The sequence below is a fragment of the Campylobacter sp. BCW_4332 genome, assembly GCF_001763175.1.
GTDB lineage: Bacteria > Campylobacterota > Campylobacteria > Campylobacterales > Campylobacteraceae > Campylobacter_D > Campylobacter_D jejuni.
Genome location: NZ_MJYF01000037.1, coordinates 133756 through 153711 on the forward strand (window position 1 = coordinate 133756; position 19956 = coordinate 153711).

General features: G+C 30.9%; 20 protein-coding genes and 1 tRNA gene. 18 read left to right on the plus strand and 3 right to left on the minus strand.

Translation table 11 applies throughout. The annotated features are described in order from the left end of the window. The first annotated feature begins 48 nt into the window (after positions 1–48). The 18 genes from mapA (at position 49) to AJN64_RS03915 (ending at position 17912) form a co-directional block, all read left to right on the plus strand. Positions 49–693 carry an outer membrane lipoprotein MapA gene (gene mapA / locus AJN64_RS03830; RefSeq protein ID WP_002880739.1) on the plus strand — a complete coding sequence of 215 codons (645 nt, stop codon included), beginning with the start codon at positions 49–51 and terminating at the stop codon, positions 691–693. Beyond that, positions 690–1265 carry a ComF family protein gene (locus AJN64_RS03835; RefSeq protein ID WP_002880738.1) on the plus strand — a complete coding sequence of 192 codons (576 nt, stop codon included), beginning with the start codon at positions 690–692 and terminating at the stop codon, positions 1263–1265. Before mapA ends, AJN64_RS03835 begins: the two co-directional genes overlap by 4 nt. 40 nt (positions 1266–1305) lie before the next feature. Continuing rightward, on the plus strand, positions 1306–3894 hold the full coding sequence (gene gyrA / locus AJN64_RS03840) for a DNA topoisomerase (ATP-hydrolyzing) subunit A (protein ID WP_002880737.1): 2589 nt from the start codon (positions 1306–1308) through the stop codon (positions 3892–3894). Between the two features lie 66 nt (positions 3895–3960). Then, on the plus strand, positions 3961–4476 hold the full coding sequence (gene flgP / locus AJN64_RS03845) for a flagellar assembly lipoprotein FlgP (RefSeq protein ID WP_002852972.1): 516 nt from the start codon (positions 3961–3963) through the stop codon (positions 4474–4476). Next, positions 4452–4901, plus strand: a complete 450-nt coding sequence (flgQ, locus tag AJN64_RS03850) for a flagellar assembly protein FlgQ (RefSeq protein ID WP_002880735.1) — start codon at positions 4452–4454, stop codon at positions 4899–4901. The genes flgP and flgQ overlap by 25 nt, the downstream gene beginning before the upstream one ends. A 56-nt stretch (positions 4902–4957) precedes the next feature. Beyond that, positions 4958–6259 (plus strand): fla regulon two-component system response regulator, encoded by a 1302-nt coding sequence (gene flgR / locus AJN64_RS03855; protein WP_002880734.1) that lies wholly within the window; start codon positions 4958–4960, stop codon positions 6257–6259. Next, complete coding sequence (locus AJN64_RS03860; RefSeq protein ID WP_002880732.1) at positions 6259–7290, plus strand: aspartate-semialdehyde dehydrogenase; 1032 nt, start codon at positions 6259–6261, stop codon at positions 7288–7290. Before flgR ends, AJN64_RS03860 begins: the two co-directional genes overlap by 1 nt. A gap of 8 nt (positions 7291–7298) precedes the next feature. After that, the gene (locus AJN64_RS03865; protein WP_002852919.1) at positions 7299–7805 is read left to right on the plus strand and encodes a YqhA family protein; all 507 of its coding nucleotides are present in this window, start codon (positions 7299–7301) and stop codon (positions 7803–7805) included. Positions 7806–7856: 51 nt separating this feature from the next. Continuing rightward, entirely contained in the window at positions 7857–8048 is a 192-nt protein-coding gene (locus tag AJN64_RS03870; RefSeq protein WP_002853004.1) for a mini-MOMP protein, read from the plus strand. Positions 8049–8056: 8 nt separating this feature from the next. Further along, entirely contained in the window at positions 8057–8491 is a 435-nt protein-coding gene (locus AJN64_RS03875; protein ID WP_002853959.1) for a c-type cytochrome, read from the plus strand. 30 nt (positions 8492–8521) lie between these two features. Next, positions 8522–9637: an ABC transporter substrate-binding protein gene (locus tag AJN64_RS03880; RefSeq protein ID WP_070210232.1), complete on the plus strand. Its 1116-nt coding sequence runs from the start codon at positions 8522–8524 to the stop codon at positions 9635–9637. A 21-nt stretch (positions 9638–9658) separates the two neighbouring features. Further along, positions 9659–10768, plus strand: a complete 1110-nt coding sequence (locus tag AJN64_RS03885) for an ABC transporter substrate-binding protein (protein WP_070210231.1) — start codon at positions 9659–9661, stop codon at positions 10766–10768. 18 nt (positions 10769–10786) lie between these two features. Beyond that, positions 10787–11683 (plus strand): branched-chain amino acid ABC transporter permease, encoded by an 897-nt coding sequence (locus AJN64_RS03890; RefSeq protein WP_002881774.1) that lies wholly within the window; start codon positions 10787–10789, stop codon positions 11681–11683. Next, positions 11683–12735, plus strand: a complete 1053-nt coding sequence (locus AJN64_RS03895) for a branched-chain amino acid ABC transporter permease (protein ID WP_070292714.1) — start codon at positions 11683–11685, stop codon at positions 12733–12735. The genes AJN64_RS03890 and AJN64_RS03895 overlap by 1 nt, the downstream gene beginning before the upstream one ends. Then, the gene (locus AJN64_RS03900) at positions 12732–13502 is read left to right on the plus strand and encodes an ABC transporter ATP-binding protein (RefSeq protein ID WP_002881779.1); all 771 of its coding nucleotides are present in this window, start codon (positions 12732–12734) and stop codon (positions 13500–13502) included. Before AJN64_RS03895 ends, AJN64_RS03900 begins: the two co-directional genes overlap by 4 nt. Next, a complete protein-coding gene (locus AJN64_RS03905) occupies positions 13489–14184 on the plus strand; it encodes an ABC transporter ATP-binding protein (RefSeq protein WP_070292715.1) in 696 nt (231 codons plus the stop codon). The genes AJN64_RS03900 and AJN64_RS03905 overlap by 14 nt, the downstream gene beginning before the upstream one ends. 17 nt (positions 14185–14201) lie before the next feature. After that, on the plus strand, positions 14202–17447 hold the full coding sequence (gene ccsA / locus AJN64_RS03910; protein WP_070292716.1) for a cytochrome c biogenesis protein: 3246 nt from the start codon (positions 14202–14204) through the stop codon (positions 17445–17447). A 15-nt stretch (positions 17448–17462) separates the two neighbouring features. Further along, entirely contained in the window at positions 17463–17912 is a 450-nt protein-coding gene (locus tag AJN64_RS03915; protein WP_079264403.1) for a hypothetical protein, read from the plus strand. A 2-nt stretch (positions 17913–17914) separates the two neighbouring features. Here the strand turns inward: AJN64_RS03915 and AJN64_RS03920 are convergent. From AJN64_RS03920 to tgt, 3 genes are all read right to left on the minus strand, one after another. Then, a tRNA-Arg gene (locus tag AJN64_RS03920) sits at positions 17915–17991 on the minus strand. 52 nt (positions 17992–18043) lie between these two features. Further along, entirely contained in the window at positions 18044–18811 is a 768-nt protein-coding gene (locus AJN64_RS03925) for a magnesium transporter CorA family protein (protein ID WP_002880601.1), read from the minus strand. Between the two features lies 1 nt (position 18812). Then, complete coding sequence (tgt, locus tag AJN64_RS03930) at positions 18813–19934, minus strand: tRNA guanosine(34) transglycosylase Tgt (RefSeq protein WP_070292717.1); 1122 nt, start codon at positions 19932–19934, stop codon at positions 18813–18815. Positions 19935–19956 lie beyond the last annotated feature (22 nt).

The following is a 19956-nucleotide window of genomic DNA, read 5'->3' on the forward strand; positions in this document are numbered from 1 at the left end:
TGCTTGTATTTTTAATACAATTTTAAAATAATTTTCTAAGGAGAAAAAATGTTTAAAAAATTTTTGATTTTTATAGCGCCTATTTTATTTTTGAGTGCTTGTGCAACTAAACAAGATACTTTTGCTCAAGTTAATCAAATTTCTAGAAATTCTCAATGCAGTTCTTGCGAAAGTCCTGATGGCTTTGAAGCAAAGATTAAAGGGCTTTTATACATTAGCGATGTTGGAATTCAATGTTGTGCCAATAAACGCACTTTAGACACTGGTATTGCTTTAAAAAAGGTTTATTTGCATAGATTTTATGATTTAAAAGAAGGACAAAAAGTTTTAAATGCTAAAGGGAAAAAGTTATTTGTTGATGTGAATTTTAATGCGGTATTTTATACTTATTTAAAACAAGAACTTGAAGCTAGAGGAATAGTTGTGCTTGACAATAACGATCAAAATTCACCTTATGTGAGTAAGATTGATTTAGAATTTATATCTTATGGAGCAACTCAAGATACTACAGGATTACATTCAAAACTAGTAGGAGTTTTACAAGTTAGCGATATAAACAAAAATAAGAAATTTACAATCCGCACCAAGCAAGATGTACAAGGTTTCGATGATCTAAAAGAAACAACTTTTTATACTCATTTGTTAATAAAACAAATGGCAAATAAAGCAGCTAGTTTAATCTCTGAACTTTGAGGTGTATAAATTGCGGAGCTTTTGCTCTGCTTTGCTTTTGTGATTTATGTGAGCTAGAGCTTTCTGAATTTTCCTTAAATGTAAGAAAGCTTGATAATAATTTCAAAGTCTATTCTTTTTATAAATACCATGAGATACAACACTTGCTTCACTCTAAACATTATTTTTATGGTTATTTCGTTTATAAAATGCTTGCTAAATTAAGTTTTGCAAAATTTAAAGATTTTTTTGATCCTAGAATGACAATTAATGTTATAGCTTTAGATGATAAGGTTGAAGATATGCTTTATTCACATTCTGCTATTTTAGCTAGATATCTTAAAACAAAATTTGTAAAACCTGTTTTTAATATTTTAAAAGCACAAAATCATATTAAATATTCTGGAAAAAGTTTAGAATTTCGTCAAAAACATAAAAGAAATTACAAACTCTTAAAAACCATTCACGAACCTGTAATTTTAGTAGATGATATTGTAACGACTGGTTCTAGCCTTTTGGAAGCTAAAAAAGTTTTAGAAGAAAATAAAATTTCTGTACTTTTTGCTCTTGTTTTAGCTGATGCAAAAGTTTAATATGCTATAATCAAAACTTTGAACTAATAGAAGGATTTTTATGGAGAATATTTTTAGCAAAGATTCTGATATTGAACTTGTAGATATAGAAAATTCTATAAAAAGTAGTTATTTAGACTATTCTATGAGTGTTATTATAGGTCGTGCTTTGCCTGACGCAAGAGATGGTTTAAAGCCTGTTCATAGAAGAATTTTATATGCTATGCAAAATGACGAGGCAAAAAGTAGGACAGATTTTGTCAAATCAGCCCGTATAGTGGGTGCTGTTATAGGTCGTTATCACCCACATGGAGATACAGCAGTTTATGATGCTTTGGTTAGAATGGCTCAAGATTTTTCTATGAGATATCCAAGTATTACAGGACAAGGCAACTTTGGATCTATAGATGGCGATAGCGCTGCTGCGATGCGTTATACTGAAGCAAAAATGAGCAAACTTTCTCATGAACTTTTAAAAGATATAGATAAAGATACGGTCGATTTTGTTCCAAATTATGATGGTTCAGAAAGTGAACCTGATGTTTTACCTTCTAGGGTTCCAAATTTATTACTAAATGGTTCAAGTGGTATAGCTGTAGGTATGGCGACAAACATCCCACCTCATAGTTTAAATGAGTTGATAGATGGAATTTTATATTTGCTTGATAATAAAGATGCAAGCTTAGAAGAGATTATGCAGTTTATCAAAGGTCCAGATTTTCCAACAGGTGGAATAATTTATGGTAAAAAAGGTATTATAGAAGCTTATCGCACAGGGCGTGGTCGCGTGAAAGTGCGCGCTAAAACTCATATTGAAAAAAAGACAAATAAAGATGTTATTGTTATAGATGAGCTTCCTTATCAAACCAATAAAGCTAGACTTATAGAGCAGATTGCAGAGCTTGTTAAAGAAAAGCAAATTGAAGGAATATCTGAAGTAAGAGATGAGAGTAATAAAGAAGGAATCCGCGTTGTTATAGAGCTTAAACGTGAGGCTATGAGTGAAATTGTTTTAAATAATCTATTTAAATCTACCACTATGGAAAGTACTTTTGGTGTGATTATGTTGGCAATTCACAATAAAGAACCTAAAATTTTCTCTTTGTTAGAACTTTTAAATCTTTTCTTAACCCATAGAAAAACAGTTATTATTAGAAGAACGATTTTTGAACTTCAAAAGGCAAGAGCAAGAGCTCATATTTTAGAAGGTCTTAAAATTGCACTTGATAATATAGATGAAGTGATTGCTTTAATTAAAAACAGTTCTGATAATAATACCGCAAGAGATTCTTTGGTAGCTAAATTTGGTCTTAGTGAGCTTCAAGCTAATGCTATTTTAGATATGAAACTGGGTCGTTTAACAGGACTTGAAAGAGAAAAAATCGAAAATGAACTTGCAGAATTAATGAAAGAAATTGCAAGACTTGAAGAAATTTTAAAAAGTGAAACCTTGCTTGAAAATTTAATTCGCGATGAATTAAAAGAAATTAGAAGTAAATTTGATGTGCCACGTATTACTCAAATTGAAGATGATTATGATGATATTGATATTGAAGATTTGATTCCTAATGAAAATATGGTTGTAACTATTACGCATCGCGGTTATATTAAGCGTGTGCCTAGTAAACAATATGAAAAGCAAAAACGAGGCGGAAAAGGAAAATTAGCCGTTACGACTTATGATGATGATTTTATAGAAAGTTTCTTTACGGCAAATACACATGATACGCTTATGTTTGTAACAGATCGTGGACAGCTTTATTGGCTTAAAGTTTATAAAATTCCTGAAGGCTCAAGAACGGCTAAAGGAAAAGCAGTGGTAAATCTTATCAATTTACAAGCTGAAGAAAAAATCATGGCTATTATTCCAACCACGGATTTTGATGAGAGTAAATCTTTATGTTTCTTTACTAAAAATGGTATTGTAAAGCGTACAAATTTGAGTGAATATCAAAATATCAGAAGTGTAGGAGTTAGAGCGATCAACTTGGATGAAAATGATGAGTTGGTAACTGCTATTATTGTTCAAAGAGATGAAAATGAAATTTTTACCAGTGGTGGTGAAGAAAATTTAGAAAATCAAGAAATTGAAAATTTAGATGATGAAAATTTTGAAAATGAAGAAAGTATAAACACACAAGGTAAAATGCTCTTTGCAGTAACCAAAAAAGGTATGTGTATCAAATTCCCACTTGCCAAAGTGCGTGAAATCGGCCGTGTAAGTCGTGGGGTGACGGCTATTAAGTTTAAAGAGAAAAATGACGAATTAGTAGGTGCAGTTGTTGTAGAAAATGATGAGCAAGAAATTTTAAGCATAAGCGCAAAAGGTATAGGAAAACGCACCAATGCTGGAGAATATAGATTACAAAGCAGAGGTGGTAAGGGTGTAATTTGCATGAAACTTACAGAAAAAACTAAAGATCTTATTAGCGTAGTTATAGTAGATGAAACTATGGATTTGATGGCTCTTACAAGTTCAGGCAAGATGATACGTGTTGATATGCAAAGTATTAGAAAAGCAGGGCGTAACACAAGTGGCGTCATCGTTGTTAACGTGGAAAATGACGAGGTGGTTAGCATCGCTAAGTGTCCTAAAGAGGAAAATGATGAGGATGAGTTAAGCGATGAAAACTTTGGTTTAGATTTGTAATAAGTTTAAAGTTGGAACGCTTATTGCTTTTTATTTTACTAATTACAATATTTTGAAGGTGTAAAAATGAAAAAAATTTATTTTATGCTAGCAATAGCAGGAATTTTCGCTGGTTGTGTACCAAGTGCAAACAGTGCAACTAAAAATTCAAGTGCAAATAGCACTGCTCCATCTCAAGATGTTATCGTGCAAAAAGTCGATAAAGATGATGTGCGTGATATTATCAGAGAAGAAAAAATGTTGGCTCCAGATGCTAGCGAAACGGAACTTAGTTTTACAGCAGTTGGTGAAGGGATTGCTCCGATGAATACAGTTTCTACTGCTCAAGCCCTAGCTTTAGCAAAAAGAGCAGCGATTACAGATGCTTACAGACAGCTTGCAAGTAAGCTTTATGGTGTGAAAGTGAATGGTAAGGATACTGTAAAAGATGCAATGCTTAGAAGTTCAACTATTACTGCGCAAGTAAATGGTTTGATTAAAAATGCAAGTATTATTGATGAGAATTTTAATCAAGGGCTTTATAGAGTAAACTTAGAACTTAAAATCGATGCAGACAAGTGGAAAGAATTGTTTGCTTATTAATCTTTCTTAGCTTTAAGCTTTTTGCCCAAGATGAATTTATTTTTTGGGCAGAGCTTTCTAGTAAAAATTTCATTCTCTTTCATCAAAATCGAAATTTATCCTTAGCAATGACGCAAAGTGAAAATGTTGAAGAACAATGGGTATGTGAAATTTCTTATAGTGATCAAGATTTAAAAGTTTTACCTCGAACTTCTTTAGGATTGATTGATGATAATATGCCAAAAACAATTAAATTTAATTTTTTAAATTCTCATAAAGATGAGTTAAGTGATTGCTTTATAGGAGCTAAAATCAGTGTTAAGGATATTGTTAATACTGACTTATTACGTGCTCAAAGTGAAACCTATGTTAAAATTTTACCCTTGCGTTTTACCGTGGAATTTGGCGAACAAAATGCGATAATTTATTATCTTAAAAAAAAGTAAATTCAAAATTAAGCGCAAATTGGATACTATAGCAGAAATTTTTTAAAAGGCTTAGGATGAATTTAGTCATAGTAGAAGATGATATTAATATGCGTAAATCCTTAGAAATTGCATTAGCAGAGTATGAAGAATTTAATATTAAATCTTATAAATCTGCCACTGAGGCTTTAAAAAAAATAGATGAGAATACAGATTTGATTATTACAGATATTAATATGCCAGGAATTGATGGCATAGAATTTGTTAAAGCCTGTGAAAATAAATATGATTTTATTATTATGACAGGAAATGCTACTTTAAACCGTGCTATAGAAGCGGTTCGTTTGGGAGTAAAAGATTTTCTAACCAAGCCTTTTGATGTTGATACTTTAGTCGAGGCTATTAAGCGTGCTAAAATCATAAGAGAAAAAACAGCCGATAAAAAAAGCAAAAAAAATGAAAAAAAAGAAGAAAATAAAGATTTTTTTTCAACTTCTCCTAATTTAGAAAAAACATTAAATTTAAGTCAAAAAGCGGCTAAAACTGATGCCTCTGTAATGTTTTTTGGAGAGAGTGGAGTAGGAAAAGAGGTATTTTCTCGTTATATTCACACTCATTCTAAACGCTCTAATAAGCCTTTTGTTGCTATTAATATGGCAGCCATTCCTGCAAATTTGATTGAAAGTGAGCTTTTTGGTTTTGAAAAAGGTGCTTTTACTGATGCCAATGCAACTAAAATAGGGCTTTTTGAAATGGCTAATGAGGGTACTTTGTTTTTAGATGAAATTGGCGAAATGCCTTATGAAATTCAAGCCAAACTTTTAAGAGCTTTGCAAGAAAAAGAAATCACACGACTTGGAAGTACGAAAAACATCAAAATAGATGTAAGAATTATCAGTGCAACTAATGCAAATTTAGATGAAAAAATAAAAAATGGCGAATTTCGTTCAGATTTATATTATCGTTTAAACACTGTTCCTATTAATATTCCGCCTTTAAGAGAGCGTAAAGAAGAAGTTTTGGGTATAGCTCAAAAGGTTTTAGAAGATACTTGTAAAGAATATGATTTTAAGGAAAAACAGCTCAGCCAAGAAGCTAAAAATGCTTTACTTGAATATGATTTTCCTGGTAATATTAGAGAATTAATATCCGTTGTACAAAGAGCTTGTATTTTAAGTGAAAATGATGAAATTTCAAGTGAAGATTTGTTCTTAGAAGCTAGAAGTATAAAAAAAGATGTAAAGAATTTAGAAAAAGAATTGATTTGTGAAGTTCTTTTAAGTGTAGATTATGACAAGGATCAAGCTTCTCAAATTTTAGGTATGGATATAAAAATTTTAAATGAAAAAATTAAAAAATATCAAATAAAGGATAAGTAATGTCAAAAAAACAAAAAATAGCCATTGTGGGTGCTACTGGTGCGGTTGGGGAAGAGCTTTTAAATGTTTTAGATGAACTTGATTTCCCAGTGGAAAGTATTTTACCTTTAGCAAGTGCAAAAAGTGTAGGTAGTGAAGTAGAATTTAAAGGCAAAGCTTATAAAGTCAAAGAACTTACTGAAAATGTATTTAAAGAAAATCCTATTGATATTGCTTTTTTTAGCGCAGGTGGAAGTGTGAGTGAAAAATATGCTAAATTTGCAGCAGAATCTGGTGCTGTTGTTATTGATAATACAAGTCATTTTAGAATGGAAAAAGATGTTCCTTTGGTGGTTCCTGAATGCAATCCTGAGGATATTAAAGATTGGAAAAAAACAGGGATTATTGCTAATCCAAATTGTTCTACCATACAAATGGTGCAAGTTTTAAAACCTTTAAATGATGCATTTAATTTAAAGCGTGTTGATGTAAGTACCTATCAGGCTGCAAGTGGAGCAGGAAAAGAAGGAATGCAAGAATTGGTCGAAGCCATGCAAAGTTTTTTTGCTTTTAAACTTGATGAGTTTAAATCTCAAACTTTTCCTTATACTTTAGCACTTAATCTTATTCCACAAATTGATGTTTTTATGGATAATGATTACACCAAAGAAGAACTTAAAATGGTCAATGAAACTCAAAAAATTTTACATAAAAATTTAGAAGTTTCAGCAACTTGTGTAAGAGTACCTGTTTTAAGAAGTCATAGCGAAGCCATTACTATGCATTTTGAAAAAGAAATAGATGTAAAAAAAGCTAAAGAAATTTTAGAAAAAGCACCAAGTGTTGTTGTCATAGATGATCCTAAAAATAAAAAATACCCTATGCCTTTAATGACAAGTGATACTAATGAAACTTATGTAGGAAGAATTCGCGCTGATGTGTATGATAAAAAAATACTCCATCTTTGGTGTGTGGCAGATCAAATTCGTGTAGGTGCTGCAACAAATGCTGTGCGTATTGCGCAAAAATGGTTAGAATTAAAAAATAAATAAGGAAAAAAATGTTAGAGAAAATATTTGAATCTTTACTTGTTAGAAGTCGTATTGTTACAATTTTACCCGTAATTTTTGGTTTAATTGGAGCTTTTGTATTGTTTTTTATTGCAAGTTATGATGTTTTAAAAGTTATATTTTATACTTATAATTATTTTTTTGATGCAGGTTCTAATGTGGATTTGCATGAGGATGTGGTGGCTTTAATTATAGGAGCTGTTGATCTTTATCTTATGGCTTTAGTTTTGTTTATTTTTTCTTTTGGAGTTTATGAGCTTTTTATCAGCGAAATAGAAGAATTTAAACAAACAAAACAAAGCAAGGTTTTAGAGGTGCATAGCTTAGATCAATTAAAAGACAAGCTTGCAAAAGTTATCATTATGGTCTTAGTGGTAAATTTCTTTCAAAGGGTTTTGCAGATGAAATTTGCTACTCCTGTGGATATGGCTTTTCTTGCTGGATCGATTTTAGCTCTTTGTGTAGGACTTTATTTTTTACATAAAGGTGGTCATTAACAAGGATTATCTTTTTTTGATATAATCGTTTTTTGTGTTTAAAGAATAAAAATGAAAAAAATATTTTTAATTGGTATGATTTTAAATCATTTTGTTTTTGCAGCTCCGTTAGATGAAGTCTTTAAAGATATAGAAGTTTCAGGGACTGTTCGTTATCGCTATGATATTAAAAAAGAAAAAAAATACAATAAAAAAACACATAGATATCAAAATAAAACACAAACGGAAATTACAATAAAATAAGGAAAATCATGATTATACGATGGTTGTTTATTAGTTCAATATTTGTTGTTGCGCTTTTTGGTATTAACTTGAAATCATTTTTTACTTATACCTTTGATGCAAATAAGCAATATGATATGGAAAAAGCGAAGGCTTTGTATTTTCAAAATAAATGCAATACTTGCCATGGAGATAATGCTGAAAAGAGTGTTATAGGATCTAGAATTTTAAAAGATATGTCTCCTGAGGATATTAAAGGAGCTTTGATAGGTTATACTCTTGATAGTAGTAGCTCTACAACAGCTTCTCAAATGGCTTTTTATGCTAGAAATTTAAGCCACGAGGATATAGATAATATTATTGCTTATATTAAAGGTGGAAATTTTGCGCTTGATTTGCAAGTAAAAGACCTTCTTGAAGAAGAACCTGCGCAAAAAACAAAACATAATATATTTCTAAAATAAAATGTAAAAACTATAATTAAAAGGAATGCTATGAAAAAACTAATTTTAACTTTAAGTGTTTTAACTATGGTAAATTGCTTATATGCTAAGGATATTAATATAGGAGTAGTTTTACCTTTAACTGGAACTGTGGCAGCTTATGGGCAAGATGTTTTTAACGGAATTGAACTGGCTAATAAGCTACAACCAAAACTTTCAAATGGAGATGTTATTAAACTTATCACAATAGATACAAAAGGAGATAAACTTGAAACTTCAAACGGAGTTAATCGTTTAATAGCAACAGATAAAGTCCTTGGGATTATTGGTGAAGCTACAACTCCAAATACCATTCAAGCTATTTCTATAGCAGAAGAGAAAAAAATTCCTCTAATAGCTCCAGTGGCATCTGGAGATAAATTGCTAGATAAAAAGAAATATGCAAGTAGAGTTTGTTTTAAAGACAGTTTTCAAGGAGATAAATTTGCTACTTATGTATCTAAGGATTTAGGGCTTAAAAACGCTGTTATCATCATAGATCAAAGCAATGTTTATTCTTTAGGTTTGGCAAGAGCTTTTGAAAATTCTTTTAAGAATAATGGTGGGAAAATTATAAAAAAACTTGTTATTAATTCAGGAGATAAAGATTTTAGAGCTGTGGTTTCGCAACTTAAGAGTTTAAATCCTGATTTTGTTTATATGCCTATTTATCATCCTGAAGCTGCTTTAATTGCGAGACAAGCAAGACAAATTGGTTTTGATAAACTTTTAGCAGCAGGAGATGGTGTTAATAATCAAACTTTTATAGATCTTGGCGGAAGTGCTGTTAATGGAGTAATTTTCACTGATAGTTTTGATTATAACAATCCATCTACACAATTAGGAAAAGATTTTGTTGCAGCTTATGAGAAAGTTAAAGGAACAAAAGAACTTCCAGCATTTTCGGCTATGGGTGCTGATGCATATTTTGTAATGTTGAATGCTATGAATGCTTGCGTTGATAATCTTAGCAGTGAATGTATTAATAGCAAAATTCATCAAACTAAAGATTTTCAAGCTGTTGGTGGTGTGATTAGCATAGATGAAAGCGGTAATGCTATTCGTTCTGTTGTGATTAAAGAAATTCAAAATCAAAAACAAAATTATAAAACAATTATAAATCCATAATTATTAAAATAAAGGTAGAGAATGAAAAAAAGTTTAATTTTAGCAAGTATTCTAAGTTTAAGTTTAAGTGCTGCGGAAGTCAAAATAGGAGTTGTTTTACCGCTTAGCGGAGCTACTGCAGCATATGGACAAAGTGCACTAGAAGGGATTAAACTTGCAAATTCAATGCAATCAACTTTAAGTAATGGAAATAAGGTTTCTCTTGCTATTATTGATACTAAGGGTGATAAATTAGAATCTTCGAGTGGAGCAAATCGTTTAATTTCTCAAGATAAAGTTATAGGTCTTATAGGGGAAATGGTTACTGCTAATACATTGCAAGTTATGCGCGTAGCAGAAGATAATAAAATTCCATTGATCGCTCCTGCTGCAACTGGTGATAGATTGCTTGATAAAAAAATATATTCTTCTCGAGTATGTTTTATGGACAGTTTTCAAGGTTCATCTTTAGCAAAATATGTTTTTTCAAAACTTAATTACAAAAGTGCTGTTATTGTAGTAGATCAAAGCACTGACTATTCCTTAGGTTTAGCAAAAGCTTTTGAAAAACAGTACAAGTCTAATGGCGGTCAAATTCTTAGAATTTTAAGAGTTAATTCAGGTGATAAAGATTTTAGAGCTATTGTAGCTCAAGTTAAAAGTTTAAATCCAGAATTTATTTTTTTACCGCTTTATTATAGTGAAGCTTCTTTATTTGCAAGACAATCAAAACTCGCAGGTTTAAATATTCCTATGGGCTCTGCAGATGGAGTTGCTGATCAAACTTTTATTAGTTTAGCTGGAGATGCAAGCGAGGGTTATATTTTCACAGATAGTTTTGATGCTAATAATCCAACTACAAAATTAAGCAAAGAATTTATCAGTGTTTATGAAAAAGCTAAAGGAACAAAAGAAGTTCCAAATTTTTCGGCTATGGGTGCTGATGCGTATTTTGTAATGCTAAATGCTATGAATGCTTGCGTTGATAATCTTACTAGTAAGTGCGTCAATGAAAAAATTCACCAAACTAAAAATTATCAAGGTGTTTCTGGTGTTATTAGCATTGATCAAACAGGAAATGCAACTCGTTCTGTAGTGGTTAAAGAAATTAAAAATCAAAAGCAAAATTATAAAGATATTATCAATCCTTAAAGGAAAAATAGAAAGATTATGGATTCTACTTTATTTTTACAACAACTTGTTAATGGGCTTAGTTTGGGTAGTATGTATGCCCTTATTGCTGTTGGCTATACTATGGTTTATGGTGTGTTAAGACTTATTAATTTTGCTCACGGCGATATTATGATGGTTGGTGCTTATGCAGCTCTTTTTTGCATGACTAACCTAAATGTTCCTTTTCTAGGAGCTTTATCTTTAGCAATGATTTTTGCTGCCTGTGTTGGAATGGCTACAGATAGAATTGCTTATAAACCTTTAAGACAGGCTCCTAGAATTTCATTGTTGATTACAGCAATTGGTATTAGTTTTTTCTTGCAAAATCTTTTTAATATGCTTTTTACTTCAACACCTAGAACTTTTACACCGCCAAGTTATTTTGAGGAAAGTGTTAATTTTGGTGGAGTGATAACAACTTATGGTTCTTTAATGGTTCCTGCTCTTACATTTGTTATTTTAATAGCAGTGTTATGGATTTTGTATAAAAGCAAATATGGTATAGCTATTCGTGCTTTAGCATTTGATATACAAACAGTAAATTTAATGGGTATAGATGCAAATCGTATTATTGCTATAGTTTTTGCCCTAGGTTCAGCTTTGGCAGCAGTTGGAGGTGTTTTTTGGGCTGCAAATTATTACTCTGTTGAACCTACTATGGGAACTTTAATAGGTTTGAAAGCTTTTGCTGCTGCCGTTTTAGGAGGTATAGGTTCTGTAGTAGGTGCAGTTTTGGGTGGACTTATTATAGGATTTACTGAAGTTGTTGTTGTGGCTTTTTTCCCAGATTTATCAGGCTTTAAAGATGCATTTGCTTTTATTTTTTTGGTGTTTATATTGTTATTTAGGCCTACGGGAATTTTAGGTATAAATTTTGAAAAGAGTAGGTTTTAATGATGGTTAAAATTAAGGTTTCACATTTAATCTTTTTAATTGCTTCAATTATTTTTATTTTCATTTCTCCTTATATTTTTGGGGACTATGGATTAAACATTGTTAATCAAATTGCTATTTTTATTATTTTGGCTGTGAGTTACAACCTTATTAATGGTGTAACTGGACAATTTTCACTAGAACCCAATGGATTTGTTGCGATTGGAGCTTATGCAGCTGCTTTAGTTCTTTTAAGTGCTGATGCAAAAAATGATCAGTTTTTTTTAGATGGTCCTAGTTCTTTTATTTTAGCTATCCATTCAAATTCCTTTATTCTAGCTTTAATTTTAGCTGGAATTTGTTCATCTTTGCTTGCCCTGATTTTAGCTTTTGCTGTATTTCGCGTGAGAGGGGATTATTTAGCTATTGTAACTTTAGGCTTTGGAATAATTATTAAAATAGCTGCTATTAATTTTCCTTCTATTACTAATGGCTCAAGAGGACTGGTAGATATTCCACAATTTTCCACGATCTATTGGACGGGTGGTATTGCTATTGTAGCGGTTATTTTAATTTTAAATATAGTTTATTCTAAATATGGTCGTGCAATGAAGGCTATAAGAGATGATGAAGATGCTGCAAGTGCCATGGGAATAAATACTTTTTGGATAAAAACTTTAGCTTTTGGCACTTCAGCATTTTTAGAAGGTGTAGGTGGTGGACTTTTAGCCTGTCTGTTGACTACCGTATCTCCAACTCAATTTGATTTTTTACTTACTTTCCAGCTTTTGATTATTATTGTTTTGGGTGGACTTGGTTCTACTACAGGTGCTATCATAGGTGCGATATTGGTTATTGGTGGAAGCGAGTGGCTTAGATTTTTAGATGAGTTAAATATAAAAATAGATTCTTTAAATCTTGATATCCAATCAACACCAGGACTTAGAATGGTTGTTTTTTCTATTGTTCTGATTTTAGTAATGCTTTTTGCAAGAAAAGGCATAATGGGTTATTACGAGTTGAGTGATGTGATTAGAGGGATTAAAAAGCGTTTTAAAAGGAGTAAAAAATGATTTTGGAATTAAAACAAATTTCAAAAAGTTTTGGTAGTGTTAGGGCTATTAATGAAACTTCTTTTAAAATCAATGAGGGTGAAATTTTTGCTTTAATTGGACCTAACGGGGCTGGTAAAACAACTCTTTTTAATATTATAACAGGTAACTATAAACCTAGTTCAGGTTCGGTTGAATTTCTAGGAGAAAGAATTGATCACTTAAAACCTCATAAGATTGTGCATTTAGGAATAGCTAGAACATTTCAAAATATTAGACTTTTTTCAAGTATGAATGTGCTTGAAAATGTTCTTATTGGTTTTAATAAACAAATGAAATATAATATTTTTGAAGCCTTTTTGCATTTAGGGCGTTTTGGAAAAATAGAACAAGTATTTAAAGAGAAGGCTTATGCAATATTAGAAGAACTTGGTATTGTAGAATTTGCTCATGAAAAGGCTACTAGCTTAAGTTATGGGCAACAAAGAAAAGTTGAGATTGCAAGAGCAATGGCTACTCAGCCAAGATTGTTATTGCTTGATGAGCCAGCCGCTGGGATGAATAGCTCCGAGAGCGATGAACTTGCTGAGCTCATTTTTAAATTACGAAAAGATTATAAAATTAGCGTTTTGCTTATAGAGCATGACATGAAATTTGTAAATAAATTGTGCGATCGCGTATTGGTGCTTGATTATGGAAAAACAATTTTTGAAGGTAAACTTTGCGATGCTGTAAATCATAAAGAAGTAATTGCTGCGTATTTAGGGGATTTTGATGCTAATAGTTAAAGATTTGCATGTTTATTATGGATTAATTGAAGCTGTTAAAGGGATTGATTTTAAAGTGGAAACAGGTCGTATTGTTTCTCTTATAGGTTCAAATGGAGCAGGTAAAACTTCAACTTTAAATGCGCTTTTAAACTCAGTTAAAAGAACTGGTGGGGTTAATTTCTTAGGTTATGATACTAAAAGGCATTTAACTCATACTTTAGTTCAAAAAGGTATAGCTTTAGTTCCTGAAGGAAGACGTGTTTTTATCAATTTAAGCGTAGAGGAAAATTTAAAAATAGGTGCTTTTAATAATGCTGAAAATTATGAGCATTTAAGAGAGCAAATGTATAAACTTTTTCCAAGACTTGCAAGCAAAAAGCATGCTTTAGCTGGAACATTGAGTGGAGGGGAAGCGCAAATGCTTGCGATTTCAAGGGCTTTAATGAGTGAACCAAAACTTTTGATGTTGGATGAGCCTTCTTTGGGACTTGCTCCAAAGATTGTGGGTGAAGTTTTTGATATTATTGTGCGTTTAAAAGAAGAGGGTATAACTATTCTTTTGGTAGAGCAAAATGCTTATTCTGCATTAAAAATAAGTGATTACGCTTATGTTTTGGAAAATGGTCGCATTGTAATGGAAAACGAGGCTAAAAATTTAATAGGTGATGATGAGATTAGAAAGAAATATTTAGGGCTTTAAAATTTAAAGGAAAAAGAATGAAAAATATAATAAAAAGCATAGGGGATTTAAAAGTTTCGGTTGTATTGTTTTTGCTTTTTGCGCTTTTTTGTGCTTTGGCAACTTTTATTGAAAGTGCTTATGGAACTCCTACGGCTTGGGCAATGGTTTATGATACTTTTTGGTTTGAATATATACAACTTTTACTTGGTATTAATTTACTATGCGGGATGTTTCGTTATAAAATGTTTGGGCTTAAAAAATTGCCTTTAATGATTTTTCATATTTCTTTTTTATTTATTTTAGTGGGTTCGGCAATGACAAGATATGCTGGTTTTGAAGGTATTTTACCTATTAGAGAGCATACTCAAAATTCACTTATAGAAAGTTCTAAGACTTCTTTGCGCATTTCTGCTATAAAAGATGGAGAACGCTATAGTGCGGTTAATGATCGTTATATAGGAAATTTGCCTTTTGCTAATTCTTTTAAATTAAAACTTAATTTAGGTGATGATCAAGCTGTATTAAAATATAAAGATTTAATCTTAAATGCTCATTATACTTATAAAGAAAATAATAATTCTGATCCTTTATTGGTTTTAATGCTTTCTCAAAAAGGATCTCAAGGTGTTGATGTTAAATTTGAAAAAGGTGAAGTTAAGAATATAGAAGGGGTTAACTTTGCTTTTATGAATGATAATGTTAAAGCACCTTTTGTAAAAATTGACGAAAATTTAACTTTAAGTTCAAGTGAAAACTTACATTTTCTAAGTATGTTAGATGGACAAAATTTAGACCTTAAAATTGGAGAAAAGGCAAATGCTAAGGAAAGAAGGCTTTATGAAATTAATGATATTAGTTTTGTAGTTAAAGCTGCTTCTTTGCATGCGCAAGAAGCTTTAGAAGGCTCCAATAGACCTCAAGATGAAAGTTTTTGGTTATGGTTTAAATCTGCTTGGTTGGAAGTGGGTAGAACTATCTTGATTTCTACTTTTGGCGAGCCTCAAAATTGGAAAAATTCTTTATTGTTGCATTTTAAAGATTTTGCCTTAAGCAATGAGAATAAAAACTTAGAATTAACTGGCTCTAATGCTTTAAAATTAGAATTAAGCTATAAAAATGAAAGTAAAGAATTTTATATTTTTGAATATAATAAACCTATTATGATAGAACTTGCGGGTCAAAAATTCTTTATTTCTTGGGCGCTTTCTTACGAACAATTGCCTTTTGATATTTATTTGAGAGATTTTGTATTAGATCGTTATCCAGGCTCTATGTCTCCAGCTTCTTATGCAAGTGAAATTACCGTAAAAAATAATAATGAAAATTTTGATTATAGAATTTTTATGAATAATGTTTTAGATTATGATGGCTATAGATTTTATCAAAGTTCTTATGATCAAGATGAAAAAGGGACTGTTTTATCTGTAAATAAAGATCCAGGTAAAATACCAACTTATATAGGTTATTTTTTGCTTTGTCTTGGAATGTTTATGAATTTTTTAAATCCACATTCTAGATTTAGAACTTTGGCAAGATTAATTAATAAAGACACTTTAAAACATGCAAGTGTGATTATTTTTATTTTATTGCTATCTTTTGGTTCTGAAAAGACTTTTGCTCAAGATTTAAATTCAACCTTACCTGTGGTAAATACTAATCATGCTAAAGCTCTTGCTACTTTAATAGTTCAAAAATCAGCAGATGGAAGAATGGTGCCTTTTGATACGCTATCAAGAGAAATTTTAGAAAAAATTCATCAAAGTGATAGCTATAAGGGTCAAAATTCTAACGCTGTTATGCTTTCCATGCTCGTTGATGTAGATAAATGGCAAATAGAACCTTTTATTTTAATGCCACAAAATCAAGCAGTTCGTGATGCTATTGCAAATATTTTAGAAATTCCTAGCGCTAAATATATTTCTTATAAAGATTTCTTTGATGAGAATAACCGATATAAACTTCAAAAATATGTTGAAAATGCAAATCGTAAAAACCCAAATGCAAGAGGAGTTTTTGATAATGAAATTATAAAACTAGATGAAAGAGCTAATGTTGTAAATTTAGTTTTTAGTGGTGAATTATTTAAATTTATTCCTGTTCAAAATAATCCAAATAATGTTTGGCTTGCACCTTTTTCTGCTGTAACTACTCTTAAGGGGGATGAAGGGCATATTGTTTTGGCTTTAATACAGAATTATTTTAGCGCCGTGGAAAATGCTTTTAAAGATGGTAATTGGACTAGAGCTGATGAAGGCTTGAAATTTATCAAAGAATATCAAGAAAAAATAGGATATAAAGTCATGCCTAGTAAAACCAAGGTTGAAATGGAAATTTTTTCTAATAAGGCTGAAATTTTCGTTAAACTCGCTCCTGTATATTTAATTGCGGGTTTTTTACTTTTGATTCTTGTTTTTTCTAAAATGGTCGTACCGAATTTAAAAATCTCTTTTATATTTAAAGTGGTATATGTTTTAAATGTTTTAGCTTTTGTAATTCATACAGTAGGTCTTGGACTTCGTGCTTATTTATCAGGTCATGCTCCATGGAGTAATGGCTATGAAAGTATGGTGTATATAGCTTGGGCATTGTCTTTATCGGGTATATTTTTCTCTAGAAAAAGTCCTATAGCCTTGTCATTAACTTCTATTTTATCCGGTGTTGTATTAATGGTTGCACATTTAAGTGAAATGAATCCGCAAATTACAAATCTTGTTCCTGTGCTCAATTCTTATTGGCTTAGTATTCATGTATCTGTTATTACTGCTAGTTATGGATTTTTAGGACTTTGTGCCTTACTTGGTATCTTTACACTGTTCTTAATGTGTTTTCTTAAGAAAGATGGAAAATATAATCTTAATATTTTGAGAAATATTACAGAGGCTACAAGAATTAATGAAATGGCAATGATTTTTGGACTTTGTTTGCTTACTGTAGGAAATTTTTTAGGTGCAATTTGGGCAAATGAAAGTTGGGGGAGATATTGGAGTTGGGATTCTAAGGAAACTTGGGCTTTAGTTAGCATTTTGGTTTATGCAGCAATTTTGCATCTTAGAATGATTCCAAAATATTGTAATCAATTTGTGTTTGCTTTATGGAGTATGTTTGCTTATTGGGTTATTATTATGACTTATTTTGGAGTAAATTACTTTTTAACAGGACTTCATTCTTACGCTGCAGGCGAAGCGGCTCAAATTCCTAATTATGTTTATTGGGGATTTGCGTTGATGGTGGTTTTAGCTCTTTTTGCAAGAAGGAATCGAAATTTTGTGGGCAAACTTTAAATGAGCCATATTTTTTTGGTTATTTTTTGTGCTGCTTTAGCGCTTTTATTGTTTTTAGGCATAATTGCTTATCTTATTACAAGTGATGGCAAAAAAACAGTTAAAAAGCAAAAAACTAGCCAAAAGCAGCATGTAGCTGAAAAGACTAAAAAATTTGATACAGACTTAGATAAAATGATAGTTGCTGCTTCCGATGTTAAGCTAACAGATGTTGAATTAAAAGAACTTGCCAAACTTTATGTGCAGACACATAAACTTGGTTCAAAAACTTCTAAAGAATTAGATGAAGCAACAAAAAAGAAACTAGAATTTGTTTCTGCTTTGGCTGCAAATATTAATGCAAGTGCACAAACAGTCAGTTACTTAAATAAAGAACTTAAGAAAATTTCTGGATCTTACAAAAAAGAAATTGATGCTTACGAGCATATGGGATTAGCTAAAAGAAAAATTAAAGAAGATAAATAATATGGTGCGCTCAAGAGGATTCGAACCTCTGGCCTTTTGAACCGCAATCAAATGCTCTATCCAGCTGAGCTATGAGCGCAAAAATAAGTTAAAATTATATATAAATATTCTTAAAATAAGCAAAATTTTGCTTATTTTGTTTGTTTTTTAGCTTTTTTACCTTCATCTAAATCAAATTCTTTAGTCTTTTTTGAATGATAAAATATAAAACCTACAATCAAAATACAGCAAATCAAAGAAAAAATATAAAGTGTACCATAAGGGCTATCTTTGAAAAAAAGATTATTAGTATTCATTCCAAAAAATCCTACGATCAAATTTAAAGGCAAGAAAATAGAAGAAAGTATACTTAAAAGATAAATACTTTTATTCATTTTTTCATTTTTAATTGCACTTGTTAATGCATAAAGAGTATCAACTCTTGCTAGATGTTCTTTGGTGTTTTTGCTTAAGATGCCGATGGATAAATTTAAAATTTTTAAATGTTTTTTGTATTGTGCTTGTTCACTAAGCAAAAGATTGAAAGCTTCGCTTAGAAGATTAATTTGCTTTAGATTTTTGTTGATTTTTTGTCTTAACACAAAGGATTTTTTGTAAAAATTTTTAACAAAACCACCTTTTAAGATAATACCTTCTTTGTGTTCTAAAAGATTTTGAAAATGAGTATTTTGTACTTTAAAATCTTCTAAAATGGATTTAATAAAATTTGAAAATTCTTCTATGCTAGAAAGCTTAAATTCTTCATTTTGAAGTTTATAAATTTTTTCATCATTAAAAAGCCAAGTTTCCAAATTTAATCCCACATAAACAAAAATTTTTTGTCCATAAATTTCACTATAGAAAGTTTCTAAATTCTTTGCTTGTAGGATTTTTTTTAGATTTTCGTGTAGTTCTAGCATTTTATTTGCCTCTTAAGTGATAAAAATTTCTTTTAAATTGTGTAAAAGAATTATTCAAAATTGCTTCACGCATCTTTCTTGTAAGTTCAAGATAATAATGTAGATTGTGTAAACTTGCCAAACGAAAAAAAGTAAGTTCTTTAGCTTTAAAAAGATGGTTTAAATAACCCCTTGAAAAATTACGACAAGTATAACATGAGCAAGTAGGATCTATGGCTTCATGATCGTTGATAAATTCTGCTTTTTTGATATTAAATTTTCCAAAACTTGTGAAAAATGTTCCATTTCTTGCATTTCTAGTTGGCATCACACAGTCAAACATATCTACTCCTCGCTCAACATTTTCCACCAAATCTTCAGGCGTTCCTACACCCATTAAATATCTTGGACGATTTTCATCTAGATAAGGGTTTAAGTTTTGTACTGTTTCATACATCAAGGCGTTTTCTTCGCCCACGCTAAGCCCGCCTATAGCTAAACCATCAAATGGCATTTCGTTTAAACTTAAAGCACAACGCTTTCTTTCTTCATAATTTGTACCACCTTGGATAATACCAAAAATATTTTGCCCTATACCTATACCTTTATTTTGCATACTTTTATGATAAGCAATAGCCTCTTTTGCCCAAAATATAGTACGATCAACAGAAATTTTAACCCTTTCTTTGGTTGCGGGTAGAGCTACTAAATCATCTAAAATCATCATAATATCAGAGTTAAAATCATATTGAGTATTTAAAACACTTTTTGGAGTAAAAAGATGACGACTCCCATCGATGTGACTTTTAAATTCTATGCCTTCATTAAAATGTTTGGAATTTTTACTTAAAGAAAAAGCTTGAAAACCACCACTATCGGTTAAAAAACTTCTATCAAATTTCGTAAAACCATGCAAACCTCCAAAATCTTTTACCACTTTGGAAGTTGGACGCAAGTACATGTGGTAGGTATTTGCTAAAATAATTTTTGCATCAAGCTCGTTTTTTATATCATTAGCATCAAGACTTTTAACCGCTCCTACTGTGCCAACAGGCATAAAAACAGGGGTTAAAAAAGTGCTGTGTGCGGTAGTGATTTCACAAACCCTTGCCATTCCATCTTTATGCTTTAATTTAAATTCCATTTGTTATAATTTCCTTTTTGGA